17 protein-coding genes and 7 tRNA genes are annotated in these 20438 nt (G+C 35.4%); 4 read left to right on the top strand and 20 right to left on the bottom strand.

Annotated elements, in window-relative coordinates; translation table 11 throughout:
* Positions 1-6: 6 nt before the first annotated feature.
* The 16 genes from EYD45_RS07920 to EYD45_RS07845 all read right to left on the bottom strand — a co-directional run bounded on the left by EYD45_RS07920 (position 7) and on the right by EYD45_RS07845 (position 12174).
* Entirely contained in the window at positions 7-834 is an 828-nt protein-coding gene (locus EYD45_RS07920) for a 3'(2'),5'-bisphosphate nucleotidase CysQ family protein (protein ID WP_130964004.1), read from the bottom strand.
* A 2-nt stretch (positions 835-836) separates the two neighbouring features.
* A complete protein-coding gene (locus EYD45_RS07915) occupies positions 837-1784 on the bottom strand; it encodes an oxidoreductase family protein (protein ID WP_130964003.1) in 948 nt (315 codons plus the stop codon).
* Between the two features lie 37 nt (positions 1785-1821).
* Positions 1822-2700 carry a hypothetical protein gene (locus EYD45_RS07910; protein WP_130964002.1) on the bottom strand — a complete coding sequence of 293 codons (879 nt, stop codon included), beginning with the start codon at positions 2698-2700 and terminating at the stop codon, positions 1822-1824.
* 238 nt (positions 2701-2938) lie between these two features.
* The gene (locus EYD45_RS07905) at positions 2939-4036 is read right to left on the bottom strand and encodes a slipin family protein (RefSeq protein WP_130964001.1); all 1098 of its coding nucleotides are present in this window, start codon (positions 4034-4036) and stop codon (positions 2939-2941) included.
* 1097 nt (positions 4037-5133) lie between these two features.
* Positions 5134-5206: transfer RNA gene (locus EYD45_RS07895), tRNA-Phe, on the bottom strand.
* Positions 5207-5295: 89 nt separating this feature from the next.
* Positions 5296-5369 (bottom strand) — tRNA-His (locus tag EYD45_RS07890).
* 109 nt (positions 5370-5478) lie between these two features.
* A tRNA-Leu gene (locus tag EYD45_RS07885) sits at positions 5479-5551 on the bottom strand.
* Positions 5552-5557: 6 nt separating this feature from the next.
* Positions 5558-5630 (bottom strand) — tRNA-Lys (locus EYD45_RS07880).
* Between the two features lie 5 nt (positions 5631-5635).
* A tRNA-Val gene (locus EYD45_RS07875) sits at positions 5636-5708 on the bottom strand.
* A gap of 5 nt (positions 5709-5713) precedes the next feature.
* Positions 5714-5785 (bottom strand) — tRNA-Glu (locus EYD45_RS07870).
* Positions 5786-6046: 261 nt separating this feature from the next.
* Positions 6047-6129, bottom strand: a tRNA-Tyr gene (locus EYD45_RS16740).
* 31 nt (positions 6130-6160) lie between these two features.
* The gene (locus EYD45_RS07865; RefSeq protein WP_130964000.1) at positions 6161-6697 is read right to left on the bottom strand and encodes a tetratricopeptide repeat protein; all 537 of its coding nucleotides are present in this window, start codon (positions 6695-6697) and stop codon (positions 6161-6163) included.
* A gap of 663 nt (positions 6698-7360) precedes the next feature.
* The gene (locus EYD45_RS07860) at positions 7361-7792 is read right to left on the bottom strand and encodes a tellurite resistance TerB family protein (RefSeq protein WP_130963999.1); all 432 of its coding nucleotides are present in this window, start codon (positions 7790-7792) and stop codon (positions 7361-7363) included.
* Between the two features lie 282 nt (positions 7793-8074).
* A complete protein-coding gene (locus EYD45_RS07855; protein ID WP_130963998.1) occupies positions 8075-9505 on the bottom strand; it encodes a flotillin family protein in 1431 nt (476 codons plus the stop codon).
* Positions 9474-10106, bottom strand: a complete 633-nt coding sequence (locus EYD45_RS07850) for a hypothetical protein (RefSeq protein WP_130963997.1) — start codon at positions 10104-10106, stop codon at positions 9474-9476. The genes EYD45_RS07855 and EYD45_RS07850 overlap by 32 nt, the downstream gene beginning before the upstream one ends.
* A 250-nt stretch (positions 10107-10356) precedes the next feature.
* Positions 10357-12174, bottom strand: a complete 1818-nt coding sequence (locus tag EYD45_RS07845) for a TonB-dependent receptor plug domain-containing protein (RefSeq protein ID WP_130963996.1) — start codon at positions 12172-12174, stop codon at positions 10357-10359.
* A gap of 72 nt (positions 12175-12246) precedes the next feature.
* On the opposite strand from EYD45_RS07845, the gene EYD45_RS07840 reads away from it, so the two are divergent.
* A complete protein-coding gene (locus EYD45_RS07840) occupies positions 12247-13749 on the top strand; it encodes an aminotransferase-like domain-containing protein (protein ID WP_130963995.1) in 1503 nt (500 codons plus the stop codon).
* Between the two features lie 14 nt (positions 13750-13763).
* Here EYD45_RS07840 and EYD45_RS07835 read toward each other — a convergent pair whose 3' ends face one another.
* Entirely contained in the window at positions 13764-14195 is a 432-nt protein-coding gene (locus EYD45_RS07835; protein ID WP_130963994.1) for a putative signal transducing protein, read from the bottom strand.
* Between the two features lie 129 nt (positions 14196-14324).
* On the opposite strand from EYD45_RS07835, the gene EYD45_RS07830 reads away from it, so the two are divergent.
* From EYD45_RS07830 to EYD45_RS07820, 3 genes are read left to right on the top strand one after another with little or no spacing between them, the layout of a single operon-like run.
* Positions 14325-14828 (top strand): DUF2975 domain-containing protein, encoded by a 504-nt coding sequence (locus tag EYD45_RS07830; RefSeq protein ID WP_130963993.1) that lies wholly within the window; start codon positions 14325-14327, stop codon positions 14826-14828.
* A gap of 2 nt (positions 14829-14830) precedes the next feature.
* Positions 14831-15046, top strand: coding sequence for a helix-turn-helix domain-containing protein (locus tag EYD45_RS07825; protein WP_130963992.1), 216 nt, complete (start codon positions 14831-14833; stop codon positions 15044-15046).
* 56 nt (positions 15047-15102) lie between these two features.
* Complete coding sequence (locus EYD45_RS07820; RefSeq protein WP_130963991.1) at positions 15103-15555, top strand: DUF3157 family protein; 453 nt, start codon at positions 15103-15105, stop codon at positions 15553-15555.
* Here EYD45_RS07820 and EYD45_RS07815 read toward each other — a convergent pair.
* From EYD45_RS07815 to EYD45_RS07805, 3 genes are read right to left on the bottom strand one after another with little or no spacing between them, the layout of a single operon-like run.
* A complete protein-coding gene (locus EYD45_RS07815) occupies positions 15552-16097 on the bottom strand; it encodes a hypothetical protein (protein ID WP_130963990.1) in 546 nt (181 codons plus the stop codon). The two genes, EYD45_RS07820 and EYD45_RS07815, sit on opposite strands and share 4 nt — an antisense overlap.
* A gap of 25 nt (positions 16098-16122) precedes the next feature.
* Entirely contained in the window at positions 16123-17340 is a 1218-nt protein-coding gene (gene dinB, locus EYD45_RS07810; RefSeq protein WP_130963989.1) for a DNA polymerase IV, read from the bottom strand.
* 18 nt (positions 17341-17358) lie between these two features.
* Entirely contained in the window at positions 17359-20424 is a 3066-nt protein-coding gene (locus tag EYD45_RS07805) for a DNA polymerase III subunit alpha (protein WP_130963988.1), read from the bottom strand.
* Positions 20425-20438: the final 14 nt, after the last annotated feature.

The following is a 20438-nucleotide window of genomic DNA, read 5'->3' as shown; positions in this document are numbered from 1 at the left end:
AAGCTATTATTTTATGCTTAAATTAGAATAAAACACACCTTTATGATTCATAAAAGCACCATCCTTTTTATTTAAATCTAAAATATCACCGTTAAAAGAAGTGGCGGGTAAACCAAGTTCGTTGTAAATACAGGCCGTAGCGGCATAATCCCAAATACTGCCACCACCATTTTCTTTTTTCTGGAGCTTTAAAAAGCAAGCTGGCCCGTTTTCTAAAACTAAAATAGCACACATCACAGCGCCTGCTCCTGAAATTTCTTTAATACTGTTTAACCCCAAATCAGATTTATATGTGTTAAGTATGTTTTGAATTTTATCAGATTGAGGTGTGTCTTTTAATTTTTTATCCGTGACGAATGTTAAATAATCATTGGTGTTTTTGATTTCCCACCGTTCTTTATTTTTATAAGCACCTCTCCCTTTTATAGCATGGTATACTGTTTTGGTGGAAGGGTCAAATATCACGCCAATAACAGGTGTGCCATCCTTTGCAATTAAGGCAATCGATACTGAAAACCCAGATTGTTTATTGATAAACGCCAAAGTACCATCTAAAGGATCTATGCACCAAAAAAAGGCTTTCTCAAATCGGCTACCATCATCTTCTGTTTCTTCAGACAATAATCCGATGTCAAACGTTTTACAGGTAGGTTTTAAGTGTGAAAGAATGACACGCTCACATTCATGATCTACTTTTGTTACCACTTGAGACGCATAGGTTGATCCACCTTCTTTTTGTTCTACTGCAATATCATCATCCATGTATTTCTGAATGCTATTTCCAGCAGTAAGCGCAGCTTCAATGGCGATATTTGCTAAGTGTTGTAAATCCATTGCTATAGATTTTTGATGACTTCAGAAGTGATACGTTCGCTATAACTATTAATTTTCCAATGCCCAGGACTCCAACCTTTTAAAAACCGATGGAAATCTGCCCAAGCTACACGATATAATGCTCGCCATTCGGTTTCAAGGGCTTCGTTTTTCTCGCCAAGTGCTTTGTGTAAATATGTAAAATAAGTGTCTAATACTTTTGATTCTAAACGTTCACAATCACTTTCATTAAGGCAACTTCCAATAAAATAAGCGACATCTTTCATACCACAGCCACCACCTACATATTGAAAATCTACACCTGCAACTTGTCCGTTTTCCGAAAAACAAAAGTTGGCCAATTTTGCATCACCGTGTACAAAGGTTTTAAAGGTGCGATTGTTCAGTTTTTTATCAATAGCCACCGCAGCGTTTTTCAAGGTTGTATCTTCTAAAACTTCGAGTTCTTGTGGTCTGGTGTCTAAATGCCAATAGGTGCCAATGTCCCAAAGTCCTTTAGGAACTTTTCCCAAATAACTCGCATGAAATTTTGCCAACCATTCTAAACAGGTTTCTATGTCTTTCCATGTTACGCTTTGTTTTCGTAATGGAAAACCTGCCGCATCTAAATCTTCAAGAATGATAAGGGTCTCGTCTTGGTAGCTTTCGACGTCAAAACACTTTGGCAAACGTGCCTTACTATGTTTACTGTAATCTTCATACCAAGTGGTTTCTACCTCATAAGATTTTAATTTTCTTTGATGACCAATATCTGTATGCCAACCTCTTGGGTGATTTTGGTTTTTGGGTAACTGCACGTGTTTTACAACAACACTTTCTAAAGGAGCATTTTCTAATGCAACACGAATGATTTTACCATAACCACTCCATAATTTTTGAATGGTTTCTTTTTCAACTAAAGAAGATGCACCAGTTTTTTGTAAAATGATGGATTTGAAATGGTTGTTCATAGGGTGGTAAAGGTAGGGAATTGTGGTTTCTATTTAATTAGTTGTCTTTTCCTAATATTTCTACTAGGTATTTTGTTTCAATGTCAATATCAATTTCATTTTTCAACAGTGTTTTAAAGTCGAATAGATAATTACAAAGCATTTCAATTGTCTGATACATTAATGTTGTTTTTCTTTCTAAATCATGCCTGTTTTTATATAAATCTCCAAACTGGAAAACTGAAAAATAAGAGGGATGACTATCTAAAGAAAACATTTGATAGGTTCGATTTTGTCTACCTTTATTTTTCTGCGAGTTTTCAAACATATCTTTCCAAGAAATACTTTGAATTCTTTTATCATTAATTGTTAATTGCCATCTATTTCTTTTTATATAATTGTCTATCGCTTTTTTGTTTTTAGCATAAATTGATGTTCCTTTTATTTCTTTGGTCATTTGAGAAACAAACTCTTTTTCGGTGTCTATTTTTTTCTTGTTATCTGAACTCAAACTATTTGTACTTTCTTTAAGAAGTTCAAACCTTTGAGTTAATGAGGTTATTTTCCATATGTTTTCTAAAACAAGAAATTCTTCATTGTTCCATTCATGAATATATAAGTGATTAAAAAAGCAATAATTTTCAAATAAAGATCGAAAGATGCTTGATTGAGATTGAATATCAATTAAGGGGATCTCCATTTTTGAAGTACCAAAAATTGTAGTTCCTTCAGCTAATTGAAGAATTGAATTTGCCTTTAGCAATGACATTTGTAGCATCATATTAGCAAATTTGTTTTCTTCATTCTTAAAATGTTCATCTACATACTTGAACCCAATTTTTATCAAATCTATTAAAACAGTTTTTTGATATTGATAATTTGAAAGCAATTGATCCTTTTTCGCTAACAGTTTGATAATAAACTCACTTTTACTCATCCTAAATCGACTTTTTATTTACAATATAGCATTCTTAACGCTTTCTTTGAAAATATTCCTTCACCCGCGTAAGCGATTGCAGCGGCATCCTTTTTAAAAATGGGTTAGCACTTACTTTGTGCAGAACTGGAATTTGGCAGATTACCACGTCCTTCGTCCTTGCAATGCCATTTTAAAAAGATATAGCGTAAAGCGCGACCCCGCCTTTTTCCGGCGGGGTTACGCCCAAAACACCTATTTAATTTCCAGAGAAAATCTCCTTTAATTGTGTTACAATACCGCCATTACCAGCCACCGTGATTTCACCAATCTTATCGGCGATTTTTTCAACATACTCCATCTCTTTTAGCTTGTACAGCATGTGGTTCTCTTCCATTAACTTTGCCGTGTTTAGCAAGCTACGGGTAGAGGCTGTTTCCTCACGACGGGTAATGGTGTTGGCCTGCGCTTTCTTTTGTGCTACTAAAACTTGGTTCATGATATCTTTCATATCACCCGTTAAAATAACATCTCGAATACCGCAAGTAAGCACGGTTACACCCAATTTGGTTGCGCTTGTTTTTACGTCGTTAAACACGGCATCTGCAATGTTTTCTTTACGCTCTAAAAGTTCATCCAAAGTGTAAGCACCAACATAGGCACGCAACACCAATTGCATAGTAATGTACAATTGCTTTTCGTAGTCCTTGTTTTCTAGTAAAGCGGTTTCAATATCGGTTACTTTGTACTGTGTGTAAAAGTTGATACGGATAGCCGCTTTGTCTTTAGTTAACAATTCTTGTCCAGCAATTTCCAGTTGCAATTGACGTGTATCTACCTTAGCGATTTTAATAGTTGTGTCGTTTCTCCAGAAACGGTACGTACCACCGCTAAGTGTTTTGGTGTACACATCGTCTACCAAGAGCACCGCCTTTTCGTAAGCGGCCACCTCAAAGGTGCGGATGTGTTTGCTCAAATCATATTTGCTGAACAACGCCTTGTCGATATCTTCAGTAATATCAATTTTGCTTAAATCTACTATTGTAAATTCACGATCAATCAAACCCTTCCAGTACACGTAACGTCCCGCAGACAATACGGTTTTAAAGTTTCCGTTTTCGAAAACTAAAACCAATTCACTGTCTTTTACCTCAATAACATCAAGCATTTTGGCCAACGTTTCGTCTTGTAGTAAGAGTTCTAGAGCAATAGGTGTAGCAAAGGCATTTTCTAAGCTATACACCAATACACGCTGGTTAAAACCTATCCAATGTTTTCCCTCGGTAATTACACGTTTGTAGTTACCGCCTTTGAAAACCAAACCCACTTTTCCTGCATTAATTCTTACTCGTTTCATTGTTTCTTACTTTTTAAATTATTCAATTATTTTTTGCCAACTAAGGCGCGGTAAAACCTGTAACGGAAGGGTTACCATATTTAAAACACAACACCGAGTAAATGCTGAATTTTAAATCTATTTTGGGCGTTACCCACAAGGGGTCGGGCTATCCGTTCAATAGTTTTGGCTCGATGCTCGCCTCGCCAAAAGCTAACCACTTCTATCCCTAACGCGGAATTATCGTCTTAAAAACAGCAGATTGAAAGTCATCTGTTACACACGGAAATACTCATATTAAAAGCCTCAATAACTAGTGTGATGTAGTGTGGAAGTAAAAGATTATATCTCCATTAAGATACGACGTTTTATATCCTGAAAACAAAACAGTAATTAGATATAACAATTAAAAATCAGTATTTCAAAGTGCGTTTCAGATTGCTTCCATTGGGGCACAAAAGCCGACTTACAATCCAACTGTTTTCGCCCTGTTTTTGTTGAGCAGTGTAGCGAACTGCGTTGGCTATCAGTTTTACAAGATGATAAGCTTTGGTGGGGGAGGGTTAAAAACCCATTAACCTACATTATGAGTGTAGTGCTCTAACCTACTGAGCTACGAGATCCAATTTTTGGTGACCTCGGCAGGATTCGAACCTGCGCTATCCAAAAAATCAATTGTTCTAACCTACTGAACTATCACGCCGTAGCGTGAGTGGGAATCGAACCCACGACCTATTGAGTCGAGACTATTTTTTGGTAAACAGTTAAAACCTCCAAGTCTAGTTGAACATAAAACCATCATGCATCCCTGCAACGTTTTATGCAATAGTGCTATACTGAAACACCCAACAAGACCAGCTTGATACTATTTCCTGCAAAAGCAGGATTCTCTTTTTAAGAGTGTTGTGCCTCTTGCCAGATTCGAACTGGCACTTTCGCAGGACGCGAACAGATAGGCTCTAAATGCGCTTTCCTACTTTACATCCTGTGTATTTCGGTGCTTTTGCAAAACCTAGTCATTGGCAGGCACGCCACCAACCACATCATCCTATCACTCCACGGTAACGAATCAAAATCTTTTTCCGCAGCTCTTCCCTTTAAGCTAAAGAGGTATTTAGTGGAACAGACAGGATTCGAACCTATATTCCCAGAGCTTCAATCTGGTGCATTGACCAACTTTGCTACTGTTCCAATGTTTTGAGTATCTATCAAGATTCGAACTTGATCTGGGCGGATATACCTCCCGTGCGAGCCATTACACTATAGATACTCTTCCTATTTGGGGTGACTTCGGGATTCGAACCCTGTTCTTCTCATTCACAGTGAGGCGTTTTACCAAATAAACTAAAGACACCATTTTTTGACAACCTAAAAGGACTCGAACCTTTACCCCAAGATTCGAACTTGGACTTTACGGTGCTTAAAACCGATGCCTCTTCCAGTTGGGCTAGTAGAGCAAATAGTACAGGAAGAGAGATTCGAACTCCCAGTTTCTCGATTCTAAGTCGAGTGCGTTTGCCATTTCGCCATTCCTGCATATTGTTGAGGTATTAGGAGTTGAACCTAAATCACCCGAGTTAAAAGCTCGGTGCTTTAACAATTAAGCTATACCTCAATGTGTTGAGACAATAGGATTCGAACCTATGACTTTCACGATGTAAACGTGACACTCTTACCACTGAGTTATGCCTCAATTTGTACTCCGTAAGAGAATCGAACTCTTAATTCTACATAGAAAGTGTAGCGTCTTATCCATTTGACCAACGGAGCATTAATTTTGCGGAGAGCAAAGGAATTGAACCTTCATTACCAAAACGGCAAACTTACTTAGCAGGTAAGCGCAACAAACCAATATTTGCCTACTCTCCAAATAGCACTCTATAAACCAATGGCCTCTTATACTTCTCTTATAGAACCCAGCACCATTCGCGTTGTTCACAGAGTACTTTTGCGGTTCATACGAGAATCGAACTCGTTTCTCCTGAGAGACAATCAGGAAGGATAGCCATTACCCCAATGAACCAATATTAGTGGGAACTGAAGGATTTGAACCTACTTTGTATAATACACCTGTTTTACAGACAGACCTAGCTCTCCAACACTAGCGAGTTCCCATTAAATCGGCAAACCATGTTTGCCGATTTGTTATTTTCTCTTTCTTTTTTTGTTAGACTTCCTCTTTTTTCTATTACTTTTTTTAGGCTTTATTTTCTTTTTCACTCTAGATATTTCGTTATTTACGTAATCAATAAAACAGTTGCTTGTTGCTGTTTTGTTAGCACTTTTAAATGCCTTAACTGCTGCTTTATAATTATCTTGCTTTTCAAACAAGATACCCTGTAATAACTCAATCAATCCTTTGTCAACACCTTTTATGGTTAATGCAAAAGCAATTAACTTTTCAGCCTCATCGTAATCATCATTCCACAATAGTGTTTGAATGTAGAATGGGTACGTTTTTGGCATCTCCATATGTTGAGCCACAGCTTCTGCGAAATATTGTTTAGCAGTCTGGTAGTCACTTAATTGCTCTGAATACACACGCCCCATTAAACAAAGCGCTTGTGCGTCTTTTGGGTTGTATGATAAAGCATAGTGTAATGCCTCTAAGGTTTCTTCCAATACATATGGATAAGCATCTAAAGCTTTAAACAAATAGTTGTTATGTAAATTATTTTCCATTTTCGTTTTATTTAATATGATACTTGATTTTAAAGCACACCTTTTGCGCTCTTAAAACCAATCAGATTTATTTATTCTTAAAAAATTTTGAAATAAAAAATCCGAAACAGTTTATTCTGCTTCGGATTTTTTCTGTGGAAAGTAATCTACCTACTTATCAGTAGGCAGGCAGAAAACACCGAAGCCTGAGCAGTAACTCGCGGTTACAACTCCAATCCTGAAATGTGATATGATATTTCATCATGACTTCTTGTTTTTGTTAATATTAAATTTTTCTAGCAGTTGTTTACCTAAAACTGCGGTGCAAATATAAAGTGTAATTTTTTAAACTTCCAAATAAAAATTCAATTTAATTTATTGAAAATCAAGTAGTTGGTATTAAATTTAGGTAATGGAATTCTAGTCCGTTTTTCAACAGATAGTTACGTATTTCGGCAAAAGTTTGTCTCCCAGTTGCTTACGCTTCAATGCCTAATATTTTAGTTTTTAAAATTTAGTTTCAAATTATTTTCACTTAAAATCGGTTTCACTAATTTTTTTTCGTTTTCTAATCGGTTTTTGATAATTTTTAACCAATTATTTTTAATAAATGCCTATTATGGGCCATAAAAAAAGCGTCCAACATGTTGGACGCTTTTAAATAATATAGATTTTCTAATCGTTTTATCTATTCATATTCTTTATTTGGTCTACAAAATCATCCAAATCAGTACCGTGGCTTACAAGTGTTAATGCCTTATCGATAATATATTTTACGTTTACCGCATGAAATCCAAGTCCAACAGCTATCTTTTTCAACAGCAACATTTCTGGTTCACCAGTAATGGTATCCACATGAATCATTCGCACTAAATCATACAGACGTTCCAAACGCTGATCATAAGACACAGGCGGGTTAATGGGATGGGAATTATAATCCTTTAAAATGGATTTATAATCGTCATCACCAATCTCTAGCTTACGCGCCAATCTGTCTAAAAACGCCTTTTCATCATCGGTAATTACACCATCTGCCATAGCCACACGGACTATTGCTGCAAAATGACTTTTGTTACGCTTTTTAAACCCTCCGTCAAATAAATTTGAAAACGACATATGTACTTCTTTTTTAGTGCTGCAAACGTACATATTTTTTTTAAGATTCTAAATTGAAACTTTAAATTTTTGGACGCCTGCCTACCTGCAGCTTCAGAGGCAGGTTACCCTCCTAAGATTGGATGGGGCTTTACTTATTGATTTTCGTTATAAATTAATGAATTCGTGAATCTACATATTTAGAAAGCCGCTCTCCTGCGTCGAGGAGCTTCCACAAACCTGTGCTGAGTTTATCGAAGTATCCTTCAATCCTTAATGCAGAGCATTGTTTTTTAAAATAAACTATGATTCCTTTTTAGGATTTTCTTCTTTTTTATCAGAATCTGTCTCTACTTTAGATTTTAAATCCTTACCCTTTAAATATTCAGGTAACTCCATACCTGCCATATTGAACATTTCTTGCAAAGGTGGTACAGATTGATACATCCCTGATAGGAAATTAGCGGTTGAAGATTTACCATCTTTACTATTTCCATTTTCCCAAACAGTAACCTTGTCGATCTTAATATTTTTAATAGCATCTGCTTGAGTTTTAACCAATTCTGGAAGTTTATCAGCAATTAAAAGCAATACTGCATCTCTAGAATTATTACCAGCTGCTTTTACTATTTGGTCTAAACCAGCTGCTTGTTTCGTTAATACCTCATACAAACCTTTCGCTTCTGCTTGCGCTTTGAATAAAATAGCGTCAGCTTCACCTTTTGCGCGTCTTCTAATTCGCTCTGCTTCAGCTTCAGCATCAATTTCAACTTTTTTCTTATCAATTTCAGCAGGCACGATAACATCTGCCATTTGAGACGAACGTTCTCTATCTGCTCTAGCTGTTTCAGCTTCCTGTTCAGCAGCATAAGCTTCTTCCAAAGCTTTTGCACTCTGTACCTTTTCTGAAGCAATAGCAACACGTTCGGCCTCAGCTTCGCGTTGGCGACGTAACGAATCTGAATTTGCAACAGCAATTTTGGCTGTATTTTCACCTTCAACAGCTTGTGCATTTGCAGCTGCAACCTGGGTTCTTTCATCCTGTACCGCATTGGCCTCACCAATAGAACCATCTCTGTTTTTCTCAGCAACAGATTTACGAGCTGCATTAATCGCATGTGCAGCAGCTTCTTTTCCAAGAGCCTCAATATAACCAGATTCATCTACGATATCTGTTATATTTACGTTAATCAGTTTTAATCCTACTTTCTTTAGTTCAGATTCTACACTTTGAGAAATATTGGTCAAGAATTTATCCCTATCAGAATTAATTTCTTCAATATCCATAGAAGCTACAACCAGACGTAGCTGCCCAAAAATAATCTCTTTTGCTAATTCTTGAACATCATTCATCGATAACCCTAACAAACGTTCTGCAGCATTTTGCATTACTCCGGGTTCTGTAGATACACCAATGGTAAAACGCGAGGGGACGTTAACACGTATATTTTGTTTGGAAAGAGCATTTATTAGGTTTACTTCAATAGAAATAGGTGTTAAATCTAAAAACTCATAATCTTGAATAACTGGAAAAATAAATGCAGCACCACCATGAATACATTTTGCGGATTGACCACCACCAACTTTACCATAAACCACTAAAATCCTATCTGATGGACAGCGTTTGTAGCGTCTAATTAAAATAATTAGAAATAAGAAAATAAATAATACCGCAAAAATTAGGGCAAGAGGTAATCCAAAATTAAAGCTCTCCTGAGCCATCAGTAATTTCATAAGTTTTTTGTTTTATAGGTTCAATTGCTTTTCTCGTTTTATCCACTATTAAAATTCCATTACTGGTAACGTCTACAACTTTAATTATAGTTCCAGATGGTAAAGCTTCAAGCGCATCAGTAAGCGCATCAAGCTCGCGTAATGAGCCTTGAACACTTACACTAACCTTTCCCATTTTAGAGCGGTTTGCACCAATGCTTAAATACACCTCTCCAATGGCATCAATAGCATTTTCGTATTTTAAAGTACCACTGTCTACCAACTTCCCCATAAAATAGAACATAGCAGCCATAATAGTCATCATTATCAATCCAGAGATTGTAGAAATTACAAAGGTGATAGGAACAGGTAAATTAGCGTCTATACAAGCTACACCACTCCAACCAAAGATGGTGAAGAATCCAACTAAATTTTTAAATGTGATAAATTGAAAACCAATACCCGTGTCTGATTCTATTTCGGAATCTAAGTCTTCAACCTCGCCTGCATCGCCTCCTAAAAAGGATAAAATGACTACTATTAGAAATATAAATGAGCTTAGAATTGCTATGAGCCAGTAAAATTTTGAAAGAAAATCTAGATTCGCAAACCAGTCTAACATAGTAAAGAATTTAATGAATTAAATGTAAGCTTATTTGTAAGACTCAGCAAATATTTTTGACAGTAAAATCCACTGATTATGCTTATCTGCTTAACTCATATTTTCGTTAGTAGATTTGGCATCAAATGCACTCAACAAAGTCTTATTGTATATTGTTTGTATATAAAATATCAAGTTTGTTACATTACTATAAAAAAGAAAAGACCAGATATATTTCTGGTCTTCGTTTATCTTAAATTTAATTAATATTTTAATTGAAGCTATACCTGAGTCCAAACAATACATTACTAGGTGGCATCGGTACAAACCCTGTTTCAATATACTCAGCATCAAAAATGTTGGCCGCAGTAAGCGTAAATTCAAATTGTTTCGCTGTTATTACAGCAGAGGCGTCCCAAACGTTGTAACTTAAACCAGCGGTACGTTCGGCATGTTTATAGATCACATTTAAATTAATATGTTTTGATAACTGTGAGCTCAATCGAGATGTAAAATGATGCTTTAACGAATTGATAGAATATCTAGAAAATGCAATATTTAAATCGCCGACTTCGTCCTCAATAAAGGTATAACCCATTGCTAAACTTTGAGGAGTATTGCCTATTTTAAAGTTGTAACTCGCGTTAACTTCAAAACCTTTAGTATACAAATCACGTAGGTTGGTGGCCATAAAACGGTCTGCTTCATTTTCTTTTACGTAATCTATCAACTTACTGGCATCTCTGTAGAAAACGGCAAATGATCCATTGAAGTTTGGTGAAAAATATTTACCTCCAAACTCAAAGGAAAGTGCTTCCTCGGGTTCAAGGTTTTCATTTCCTATAGTTGCAGGGTCGCTATAAAACAAATCAGTATACGTTGGGATACGATATGTGTTACCAGTATTAGCATAAATCTTAAAGCTGTCATTTAATCTATACCCAACATCTAAACCAGGAAAGGCATGAAATTTAAAATCTGAAAAGTAGGTAACTGCAACACCTGGCGTAACATCTAGTTTACCATTAAACAACTTAAACTGATGCTCTAGAAACACATTGGTCATAAACCGATTTCTATTTCCTAGATTATTACTTCTTATGTAAATTTTGGATAGGTCTATACCAAAGCCAGTAACTCCAAGATTAGAATTGTAAGACGCGTTAACTTCTGCGCCTATCTTATCCGTGATATGCAGGTTTCTAAAGAAAAGCGGTTCATCACGCTTCAATAAAAACATATCTTGGTTGCGTTTCCAATATACACGTGGTCTTATTTTAAAGTTTTCAGATGTAAAAGTGGTTGTAAACCCTATTAAACTGTTTTGGGTTTCTTCATATTCGTTCCAATCCGGATTGGTAGTATAGAAATTTTCAGCACCAAATTTCCTATCAAAAAATGTCGCAATCATTTCTACGGCCTGTCGCTCTTTATTAAATACACTTTTTAAAAAAAGATTAGTGTTGTTATAGTCTGAATTATTTCGGTATCCTGCTGAGGTTAATTTTCCTGCATGAATAATATGCGACGAATTCTCTAACTCAGAACCTACAGTAACAGAGCCATTTAACTGTCCGAAACTTCCTGTTTCAACATTTGTAGATACTGTATTTTTTAGTTGTTTTTTGGTTACAATATTTATGGCACCAGTAAAAGCATTTTGACCAAACACACGTGCTGCAGGACCTTTAATAATTTCTATACGCTCAATAACTTCAATAGGTAACGCGGCGTTCATGGTGTGGTGTCCTGTTTGCGCATCATCCATTTTAATACCATCAATAAGCAGTAATGTTTGGTCGAAACTTCCACCACGAATGTATAAATCGGCCTGACTTCCAGCTGTTCCACGTCTTCTTATATCAACACCTGCAACTTGTTGCAGTAAATCCGCAATGTTATTGGTGGCACTGTTTTTTATGTCTTCAGAAGTAATGATATCAATGGTTCTCGAGTTTTCCTTAAAAGGTAAATCTATTCGTGTTGAGGAAATTACAACGGTATCTAATTCTTGTTTTTGAGGTTTTTCTTGCGCGTTACTTGTAAAAATAGTTGCTATTACGCTTAAAATAAGAAGTTTAGCTTTCATAAAATAGTTGAATTAAAAACGATGCAAAAGTCGTAACTTTCCGGACGACTTAGATAGTCCAGTTTCAAAACAATGAATAGTCCGGTTGTAGATCTTTTAGAGCAATTAATTCACTTTGAGAAATCAGGCACAAATCCTGTATACATTCAAATAGCACAGCAAATCATTAATGCTATTCAGCGTGGATATTTAGCAAAAGGCACAGTGCTGCCAGGGACGCGTACATTTAGTCAGTTATTAAAAGTGCACAGAAACACAGCTGTCGCGGTTTATGATGAGCTGGCATCTCAAGGTTGGGTGGAGATTGTTCCTAATAAAGGCACCTTTGTGCTAGACCCCAAGCAACGCAGTACACCAATTAAGGCCACAACGCAGCATATTCATCAGGTGTATGATTACTCTAAAACAACAGGGTTTCCATTTCAACCAGCATTTCATTTAGCATCAACCTTTGAAGAAACAGTAGCAAAATATAGCGTTAATGATGGTAAGCCTGATTTACGGCTGCATCCAGTACATCAATTTTCAAGATGGTATAGTGCCGTAATGAAGCGGAAATCGTTGGTCTCAAAATGGAATCAAACAACAGCATCACATTCCGTATTTAAAACTCAAATCTGTAATTATTTAAACGTTACACGAGGGTTTCATATAAAACCGAATAATCTCTTAAGTACAAGAAGCACTGAAATGAGCTTATATATTGTATCGCAACTTTTAATTAAACCGAATGATGTTGTTTTGGTTGGGAGGCTAAGTAATTACGCTTCAAATATGATTTTTCAGCAAGCTGGAGCCACCATTAAAACCGTTCCGTTGGATGATAGCGGTTTGGATGTTTCTTATATCAAGAAGCATTTTATAAGAGGTAGTATTCGTTGTGTTTATGTGCGCGCAAACAGGCATTACCCAACTACGCAAACCTTAAGTGCAGAACGCCGTTTGGAATTATTGGAACTAGCTAAAACCTATGAATTTGCCATTATTGAGGAGGATTATGATTATGATTTTCAGTTTGAAGGCTCTGCAATGCTACCTATGGCCAGTGCCGATGTAAATGGTATGGTTATTTATTTGGGGAAATTGGGACAATCGTTGTTTCCAAGTTTTCAAACGGGGTTTGTAGTGGCACCAGAGAATTTAATTTCTGAAGCAAAAAATTATTTGCAATTGCTAGATGAACAAGGTGACATTATTCAACAACAGATACTTTCTGAATTGATTTCTGAAGGAGAAATATACCGCTTAATGAAAAAGAACATCATTATATACAAGCAAAGGCGAGATTGTTTATGTAAATACCTATCAGAATATTTCAAAAATACTATCACTTGGAGCATACCAACAGGTGGATTGGCTATTTGGCTACAATTTGAACCTAAGATTTCATTAATAAAATTAGCCGAATCCGCTGAAGATCAAGATGTTTTTCTTCCAAAAACTATTTTGTATCAAGATAAAGACACCTGTGCCATTCGCTTTGGTTTTGGACATTTGAATACTGATGAAATAAAAAGTGTAGTTAAAAATTTAAGGAAAGCATATGATGAAGTTTTAAAAGCTAAAATTCTATAGCGTAGTTACTATGCTTAAGGTTTTTCAATTTTAAATTCAGTACTACAATTTTCACATTTATACTTGTATTTTGTGTAGAATGGTAAAATTGACACGAATAGATTTATTAGAAGTGCAAAAATAAAAGCTAAAAAAGACTTGCCATCTCTTATTGTAGAATACACTTTTACTTTTTCACTATTACAATTTGGGCAGTTTATATTATTTCCTTCACCATTAATAGAATACTCATTTATAGCATTAAGAATTTCTTTTGCTTCTTCTACTTGGTGCGATAAAACTTTAAGTTTTACACCACCAATGGCGTTGCTTACCAAAGGATCTGTATCAATAGTAAAATTATCTCTTAAAAATACTTGAATACCTTCAGATTCTAATCGCCCTTTTATAATTTGAGCTTCGCTGGAATATTGAAATTTAGCAACTGTGGTGAAGGTTTGTAGCATATTACTAATATGTTTTCATACAAATATAAAGTATGTCATGGAAAAAATAATTATTTATTTCGATAATTAATTATTGTTTTTCAATAATTTTATTACTTTTGTTATTGTTAAACAATAATATTAAATATAATGAAAACAATAGAACTATTAAAAAAATTAATAACCGTGTATTATTATCTGCTAATAATAGGTTTTGTAGCCATAATATTTTTGATTGTAACAGGCTTTAGTAGCGGGGACATATCAGGATTAAACATTATAGAAGATTATGATGTATCTCAATTAGGGGTAATGGAACTGATAGCACTAGCTGTGGTGCCTTTTACTATTTATATTCTTTTCGTTAGGACTGTCTATTTGTTAAAGGCAACTTTACGGGACTTATCAGAAGGTAATTATTTTTCAAAGTTGGTTATTAATCATTTTAGTACCATTGGCAAACTTATTTTAATTTGTGCAGTTTTATATGCAACGTTTAAGTTTGTGGCAAGACTTCTACTATTAAGCGATGTAAGACTAGGAATAGATTTCTCTTTAATTACACCCATTGCAATTGGTTTGTTTTTTATGTTTTTAAGTGAAGTTTTTACAAAAGCTAGAAAAACGGAAGAAGAAAATAAATTAACCATATAACTATGCCAATAATTGTAAACTTAGATGTGATGCTTGCTAAACGTAAAATGAAAAGCAAGGAGTTGGCAGAAATAATAGGTATTACCGAGGCAAACCTTTCTATTTTGAAATCTGGAAAGGCAAAGGCTGTTCGTTTTTCAACCTTAGAAGCTATTTGTAAGGCATTGGAGTGCCAACCAGCTGATATTTTAGAGTATATTTCTACCGATAAAAGTTGAAGTATTGAAGAATAAATCTGCATTTTTAGCATATATTTTATTTAAAATAACCTGCTGTGAAAAAATGTGTTTTTGCCTTATTGTTTTTAACCTCTTTGTTGGCGTACTCTCAAAATAACCGTATCGTAAAAACTGAAGATGGCAGGCGTGTATTATTAAAAGCAGATTTTACTTGGGAATATATAGATAGCCAACCACTAACTTTGGTAGACAGTAGTAAAATTAAGCCCGTACAACCCTTAGATACAAAACTTTGCAACACCCCCAAAGATTTTAAAGAACCAAAATTGGATAGTAAAATCCAAGCACAGCTCAAAAAGGGTAGGGCAACTATAAGCCATATTAAAAAGAAAGTTGCGAAAGATTACAAATGTGATGTAAAAGATGTAATTTTAATATCAGCTTCTGAAAGGAAAGCCTCAGGAAATTACACCTTTTGTGCCAATGGTAAAAAGGTGTTTTATAAGCGTAGCGGACATAATGTTGCGGAGAAGCGGAAGTTGTTTTAGTCAAGGTATGAAACTTTTCCATAATCTTTAAAAACTTTTTTGTCAACCCATTTGTGATAGCCTCTTTTTCTTGCATCTAGTAAATCAATATTTAGTTTGTCTGCAATAAGATATCCGTTTTCAATAGCCTTATCAGGATCTTCTAAAGTCATCAGATTTAGAATTTTGTTTTTTTGATACCACATATTAACGTGATAATAATCACCAGTTCTAAAAACGGATATATATTCTAGCTCTACAAGGTTTTGCCATACTTCTCTATAGTTAAATATGCCTACTCGATAGCGATGTTGTATTTTTTGGTTTTTAAAATTAAGATGAACACTGTGAGAAGCAATGGCCATAAATGAGGACGAAAATAATATGCAGAGAAGAACAACTAAGTAAATTATTATTGTCCACCTTTCAGGGTGATTCCAAAAATCCCTGTAAGCAAATAAATATATAGCGTAGCCAATTAAGCAAGTATAAAGGAGTGACACAATAATTTTATTAATAAAAGGTTTAGTAGGTTCTTTTATAACAAGGTCACTTTTATACATGCTACAAATATAATCAACAAGAGTTTTATTGTCTTCTATTGGCCAACAATGGTGGTGGCTCTCCAGTAAAAGGATTCCACCTACTAATACTTTTAGCCTCCATTCCTGCTGCGGTAATTACTGCCCTATCCCCAAAGCGTTCGCGCATTTTATCAATAGCCTCACTTAAGTGGAGTTGTTTTTCGTTATCTTCAAATAGGTGTATTTGGTGTCCGCCCTCTACTAAATGGCTAAATTTTACACCAATAAGTCGTACCAACAAGCGTCTATGGTACAGCTTTTTAAATAAATCTAAAACTACAGGAATAATGTTATGATCCATAGCACTGTATGGGATGCGTTGCTGTTGGGTATAGGTTTGAAAATCAGAATACCTAATTTTAAACGTAACACAAGCGGTTAGTTTATTGCCTCGGCGTAATTGATACGCCAAATTTTCAGCCATGGCTATAATGATACCTCTTAATTTAGAAACATCGGTAGTGTCTTTGTTAAACGTACGTTCGGTTGAAATAGATTTTCGTTCATGGTATTGAACAACAGGACTATTGTCTATACCATTGGCTTTTTTCCAAATACTTAAGCCATTTTTTCCCAATACCCGATGCATTAGTTCCACAGGCATGTCCTGTACTGTTTGTATGCGCTTAACCCCCAAATCGCATAGTGCCTTGTAAGTAACATTACCAACCATAGGTATTTTTTTCACAGAAAGCGGTGCTAAAAAAGGTTTTTCAGTACCTGAAATAATACGTATTTGGTTGTTGGGCTTTGCCTCACCTGTTGCAATTTTAGAAACTGTTTTGTTAATAGATAATCCAAAGGAAATAGGCAATCCGGTTTCTTTTATGATACGCTGGCGTAACTCAGAAGCCAGCTTATGGCAACCAAAAAATTTATCCATACCTGTAAGATCAATATAAAATTCATCAATGGATGTTTTCTCATATAATGGGACACTTTCTTTAATTACATCGGTTACATTTTTCGAAAACTTTGTATAAATACCAGAATTACCACGCAAAACAATAGCCTCGGGACATAATATTTTTGCCATACGCATAGGCATCGCAGAATGAATACCAAATTTTCTAGCTTCATAACTACAGGATGCTACAACACCTCTATCAGAAGTACCACCAATAAGTACAGGTTTCCCAATAAGTCTACTATCCAACAAACGTTCGCAAGACACGAAAAACGTATCTAAATCCATATGTATAATAGAACGATTAGTGTTCATAAAAAATGCAATTAAATTTTAATGATTATCATAAGCTTTTGAATGGCTTAATATTTTGGGAGACATGGGCGATAGATGGTTTGCTTTATGATCAGCAAAACTTTTCTTATTCTGAAATGTACTGTTCGAGCTCTTCAAGGCATAGCGAGGATCTTCGATAATGGTAGAGCGTTCCAGACACTGCACTTCAATATTTACACAGTCAAACTCTATCAGAACCTTTCCTGTAATGGTGTAGATGCCTTTTCCTCGAAACGGATATTTTGCAGCTACAGGAGGGAAGTGTACCGTATCGATAAAATTGCCGTCATGGTCTAAAAATGTACCGAAATGCATCTTTTTCCCATTAGAAGTTTTTGTGTTTTTTGTAGCCACTAAGTACCCTTCAATGGTTATAATTTTATTGTTAAAATTAATTAAATGTTTAGCTCTTAAGGGGTTTGATGTTGGGGTTTCCAATAGATGAAATGGATTGCATAAAGGAAACCCCAATAACTCTATTTCATCAAAAGCATTTTCTAAGGCAGTGCTTGGTAGTGCGGGTGTGCTGTAATTTATTTTTTCAGCTTTAAAAAGTGTAATAATATGGGTTTCAAAAGTGGTTTTGCTAATTTTTAAATGGGCTTCCCAGAGTAATTCCCGTTTATTGATACCTGTAAACCGAAAGGTATTTATTTTTATGAGAATTGAAATTTGCTCAATGGATATAGGGACGCGGTCTATAAAATCGTCCAAGCTTTTAAATGCGCCATTTTGCTGACGCTTTATTAGTATATTTTCAATTGTTTTAGCTTCTAAAGCATGTAAAAACATAAAGCCCAAATAAATGGTCTTACCTCTAATAATGGCTTGACTAAAACTAGTATTAATGCATGGTGCCTCTATAATACCTCCATGCATACGCGCTTCGTGTACATACAATTCGGTTCTGTAAAACCCTCCAAAATTATTGATAGTAGCTACCATATATTCCAATGGATAGTAAGCTTTTAAAAACAGACTCTGATAGCTTTCTACAGCATAAGATGCTGAATGCCCCTTGGCAAAGGCGTAACCTGCGAAACTTTCGGTTTGGCGCCATACCTCAGCGGTAAGCGCTTCGGGTTTTCCGCTTGCTTTACAATTATCGAAGAATTGTTGTTTAACAGCTAAAAACTCATCCCGAGAACGGAATTTACCTGACATGCCTCGTCGTAATTTATCAGCCTGCCCCAAATCTAAACCTCCAAAGATATGAGCTACTTTAATTACATCTTCTTGATATACCATAACGCCATAGGTTTCGGGCATGATATCCAATAAAACAGGATGCGCTTTTTTAATACGCTCGGGATACCGATGCCGTAAAATATACTCTCGCATCATTCCTGATTTAGCAACACCAGGGCGAATAATGGAACTTGCCGCTACCAAACCCAAATAGTCATCAACTTGCAGTTTTTTAAGTAACATGCGCATTGCAGGAGACTCCACATAAAAACAGCCAATAGCCTTTGCATTTCGAAGTAAATATTTAATGTTTTCGTCCTTTTTGAATCGCTCAATATCATGAATATCAATAGGGGAAACTTTCGGATTATTATATGCAACGATATTTACAGCATCTTTAATTTTCCCTAATCCGCGTTGACTAAGGATATCGAATTTGTACAATCCAATATCCTCAGCAACAACCATATCAAAATGTGTAGTTGCATAGCCTTTGGGGGGCAAAAAGGTGGCAGTATAGTAATGAATAGGTTTTTCTGAAATTATGATACCACTAGCATGAATACCCAAATAATTTGGAAAGCCTTGAATATAGGTGCTGTATCTTAGTACAAGTTGAGACAGTTTGTCCAATTGGTTTATATTATAGCGTCCTCTTGTAAGCACATCCATTTCGGCTTTAGGTAAACCAAATACTTTCCCTAGCTCACGCACAGAGGCTTTAAATTTAAAGGTGTTGTATACGGTTAGTAAAGCTGTGTTCTTAAATGTTTTAAAGATGAAATCTGTAATGTCATCCCTATCGGTCCATGAAAAATCAATATCAAAATCTGGTGGATTTTTGCGATATAAATTAATAAACCGCTCAAAATACAAGTCTAATTCTATGGGATCTACATCTGTAATCCTAAGTAAATAGGCTACAACACTATTGGCACCACTACCGCGACCAACGTAGTAATAACCCTTGCTGCGTGCATATTCCAAAATACGCCAATTGATTAAAAAGTATGAAACAAAGCCTTTACTTTTTATAATATCTAGCTCTTTTTTTATACGATTATGAATGGTGTCGTCTGGGTTTTTATAGCGATAGGTAAGTCCTTCATAAGTTAGTTTTTTTAGCAACTCATAGTCGGAATCTTCGTTTTCAGTAAACGATTTTTGATTGTTTGGCGTTTCTTGTGAAAAATCAAATGCGATAGTGCAATTGTTTAGAATAGCCAAGGTGTTATCCAAAAGCTCTGGAAATTCCTGATACGTTTCACATAATTCATCATAAGGCAGTATTTTATCATTTGGTTTTCCTTCTTCGCTTTTAGGAAGTTTACTCAATAATGTGTTGTTATCTATAGCGCGTAATAAGCGGTGGGTATTGAAGTCTTTTTTCGTTTCAAAAGAAACTGTTTTCAGCACTACCAGCTTGCTTCTTAAATTATTCCACTGGGAGAATTTAAGCTTGTTGAGATCTTCGGGTTTAATACCTAAAAACTCATTAGGTTTTAATTTAAAATTGTTGTGTTGCTGGTAAGGATAAATAACATAGGTGTGTTCTAACTCAGGAGCCTTTTTAGGAATTTCAAGATGGTTATCATGAAGAAATTTTGATAGATATGCGTTTATATTTTGAAAACCTTTATTGTTTTTTGCCAGTAGCACAAACTGCTGTTGTGCGCCGTTTCTAAAATCGATACCCAATACAGGTTTTATACTATATTCTTTAGATAATCTTACAAAATCCAAACATGCCGATGTGTTATTAATATCAGTTAGTGCCAATGTTTTAATGCCATTTTTTGAAGCAATGGCTAGTAACCTCTCTGGCTTAATGGTGCCGTAGCGTAAGCTATAATATGTGTGACAGTTTAAATACATAGGATTAACAAAAT

It is taken from the genome of Hyunsoonleella flava, assembly GCF_004310325.1.
Lineage (GTDB): Bacteria > Bacteroidota > Bacteroidia > Flavobacteriales > Flavobacteriaceae > Jejuia > Jejuia flava.
This window is presented reverse-complemented; position numbering and strand designations above follow the sequence as displayed.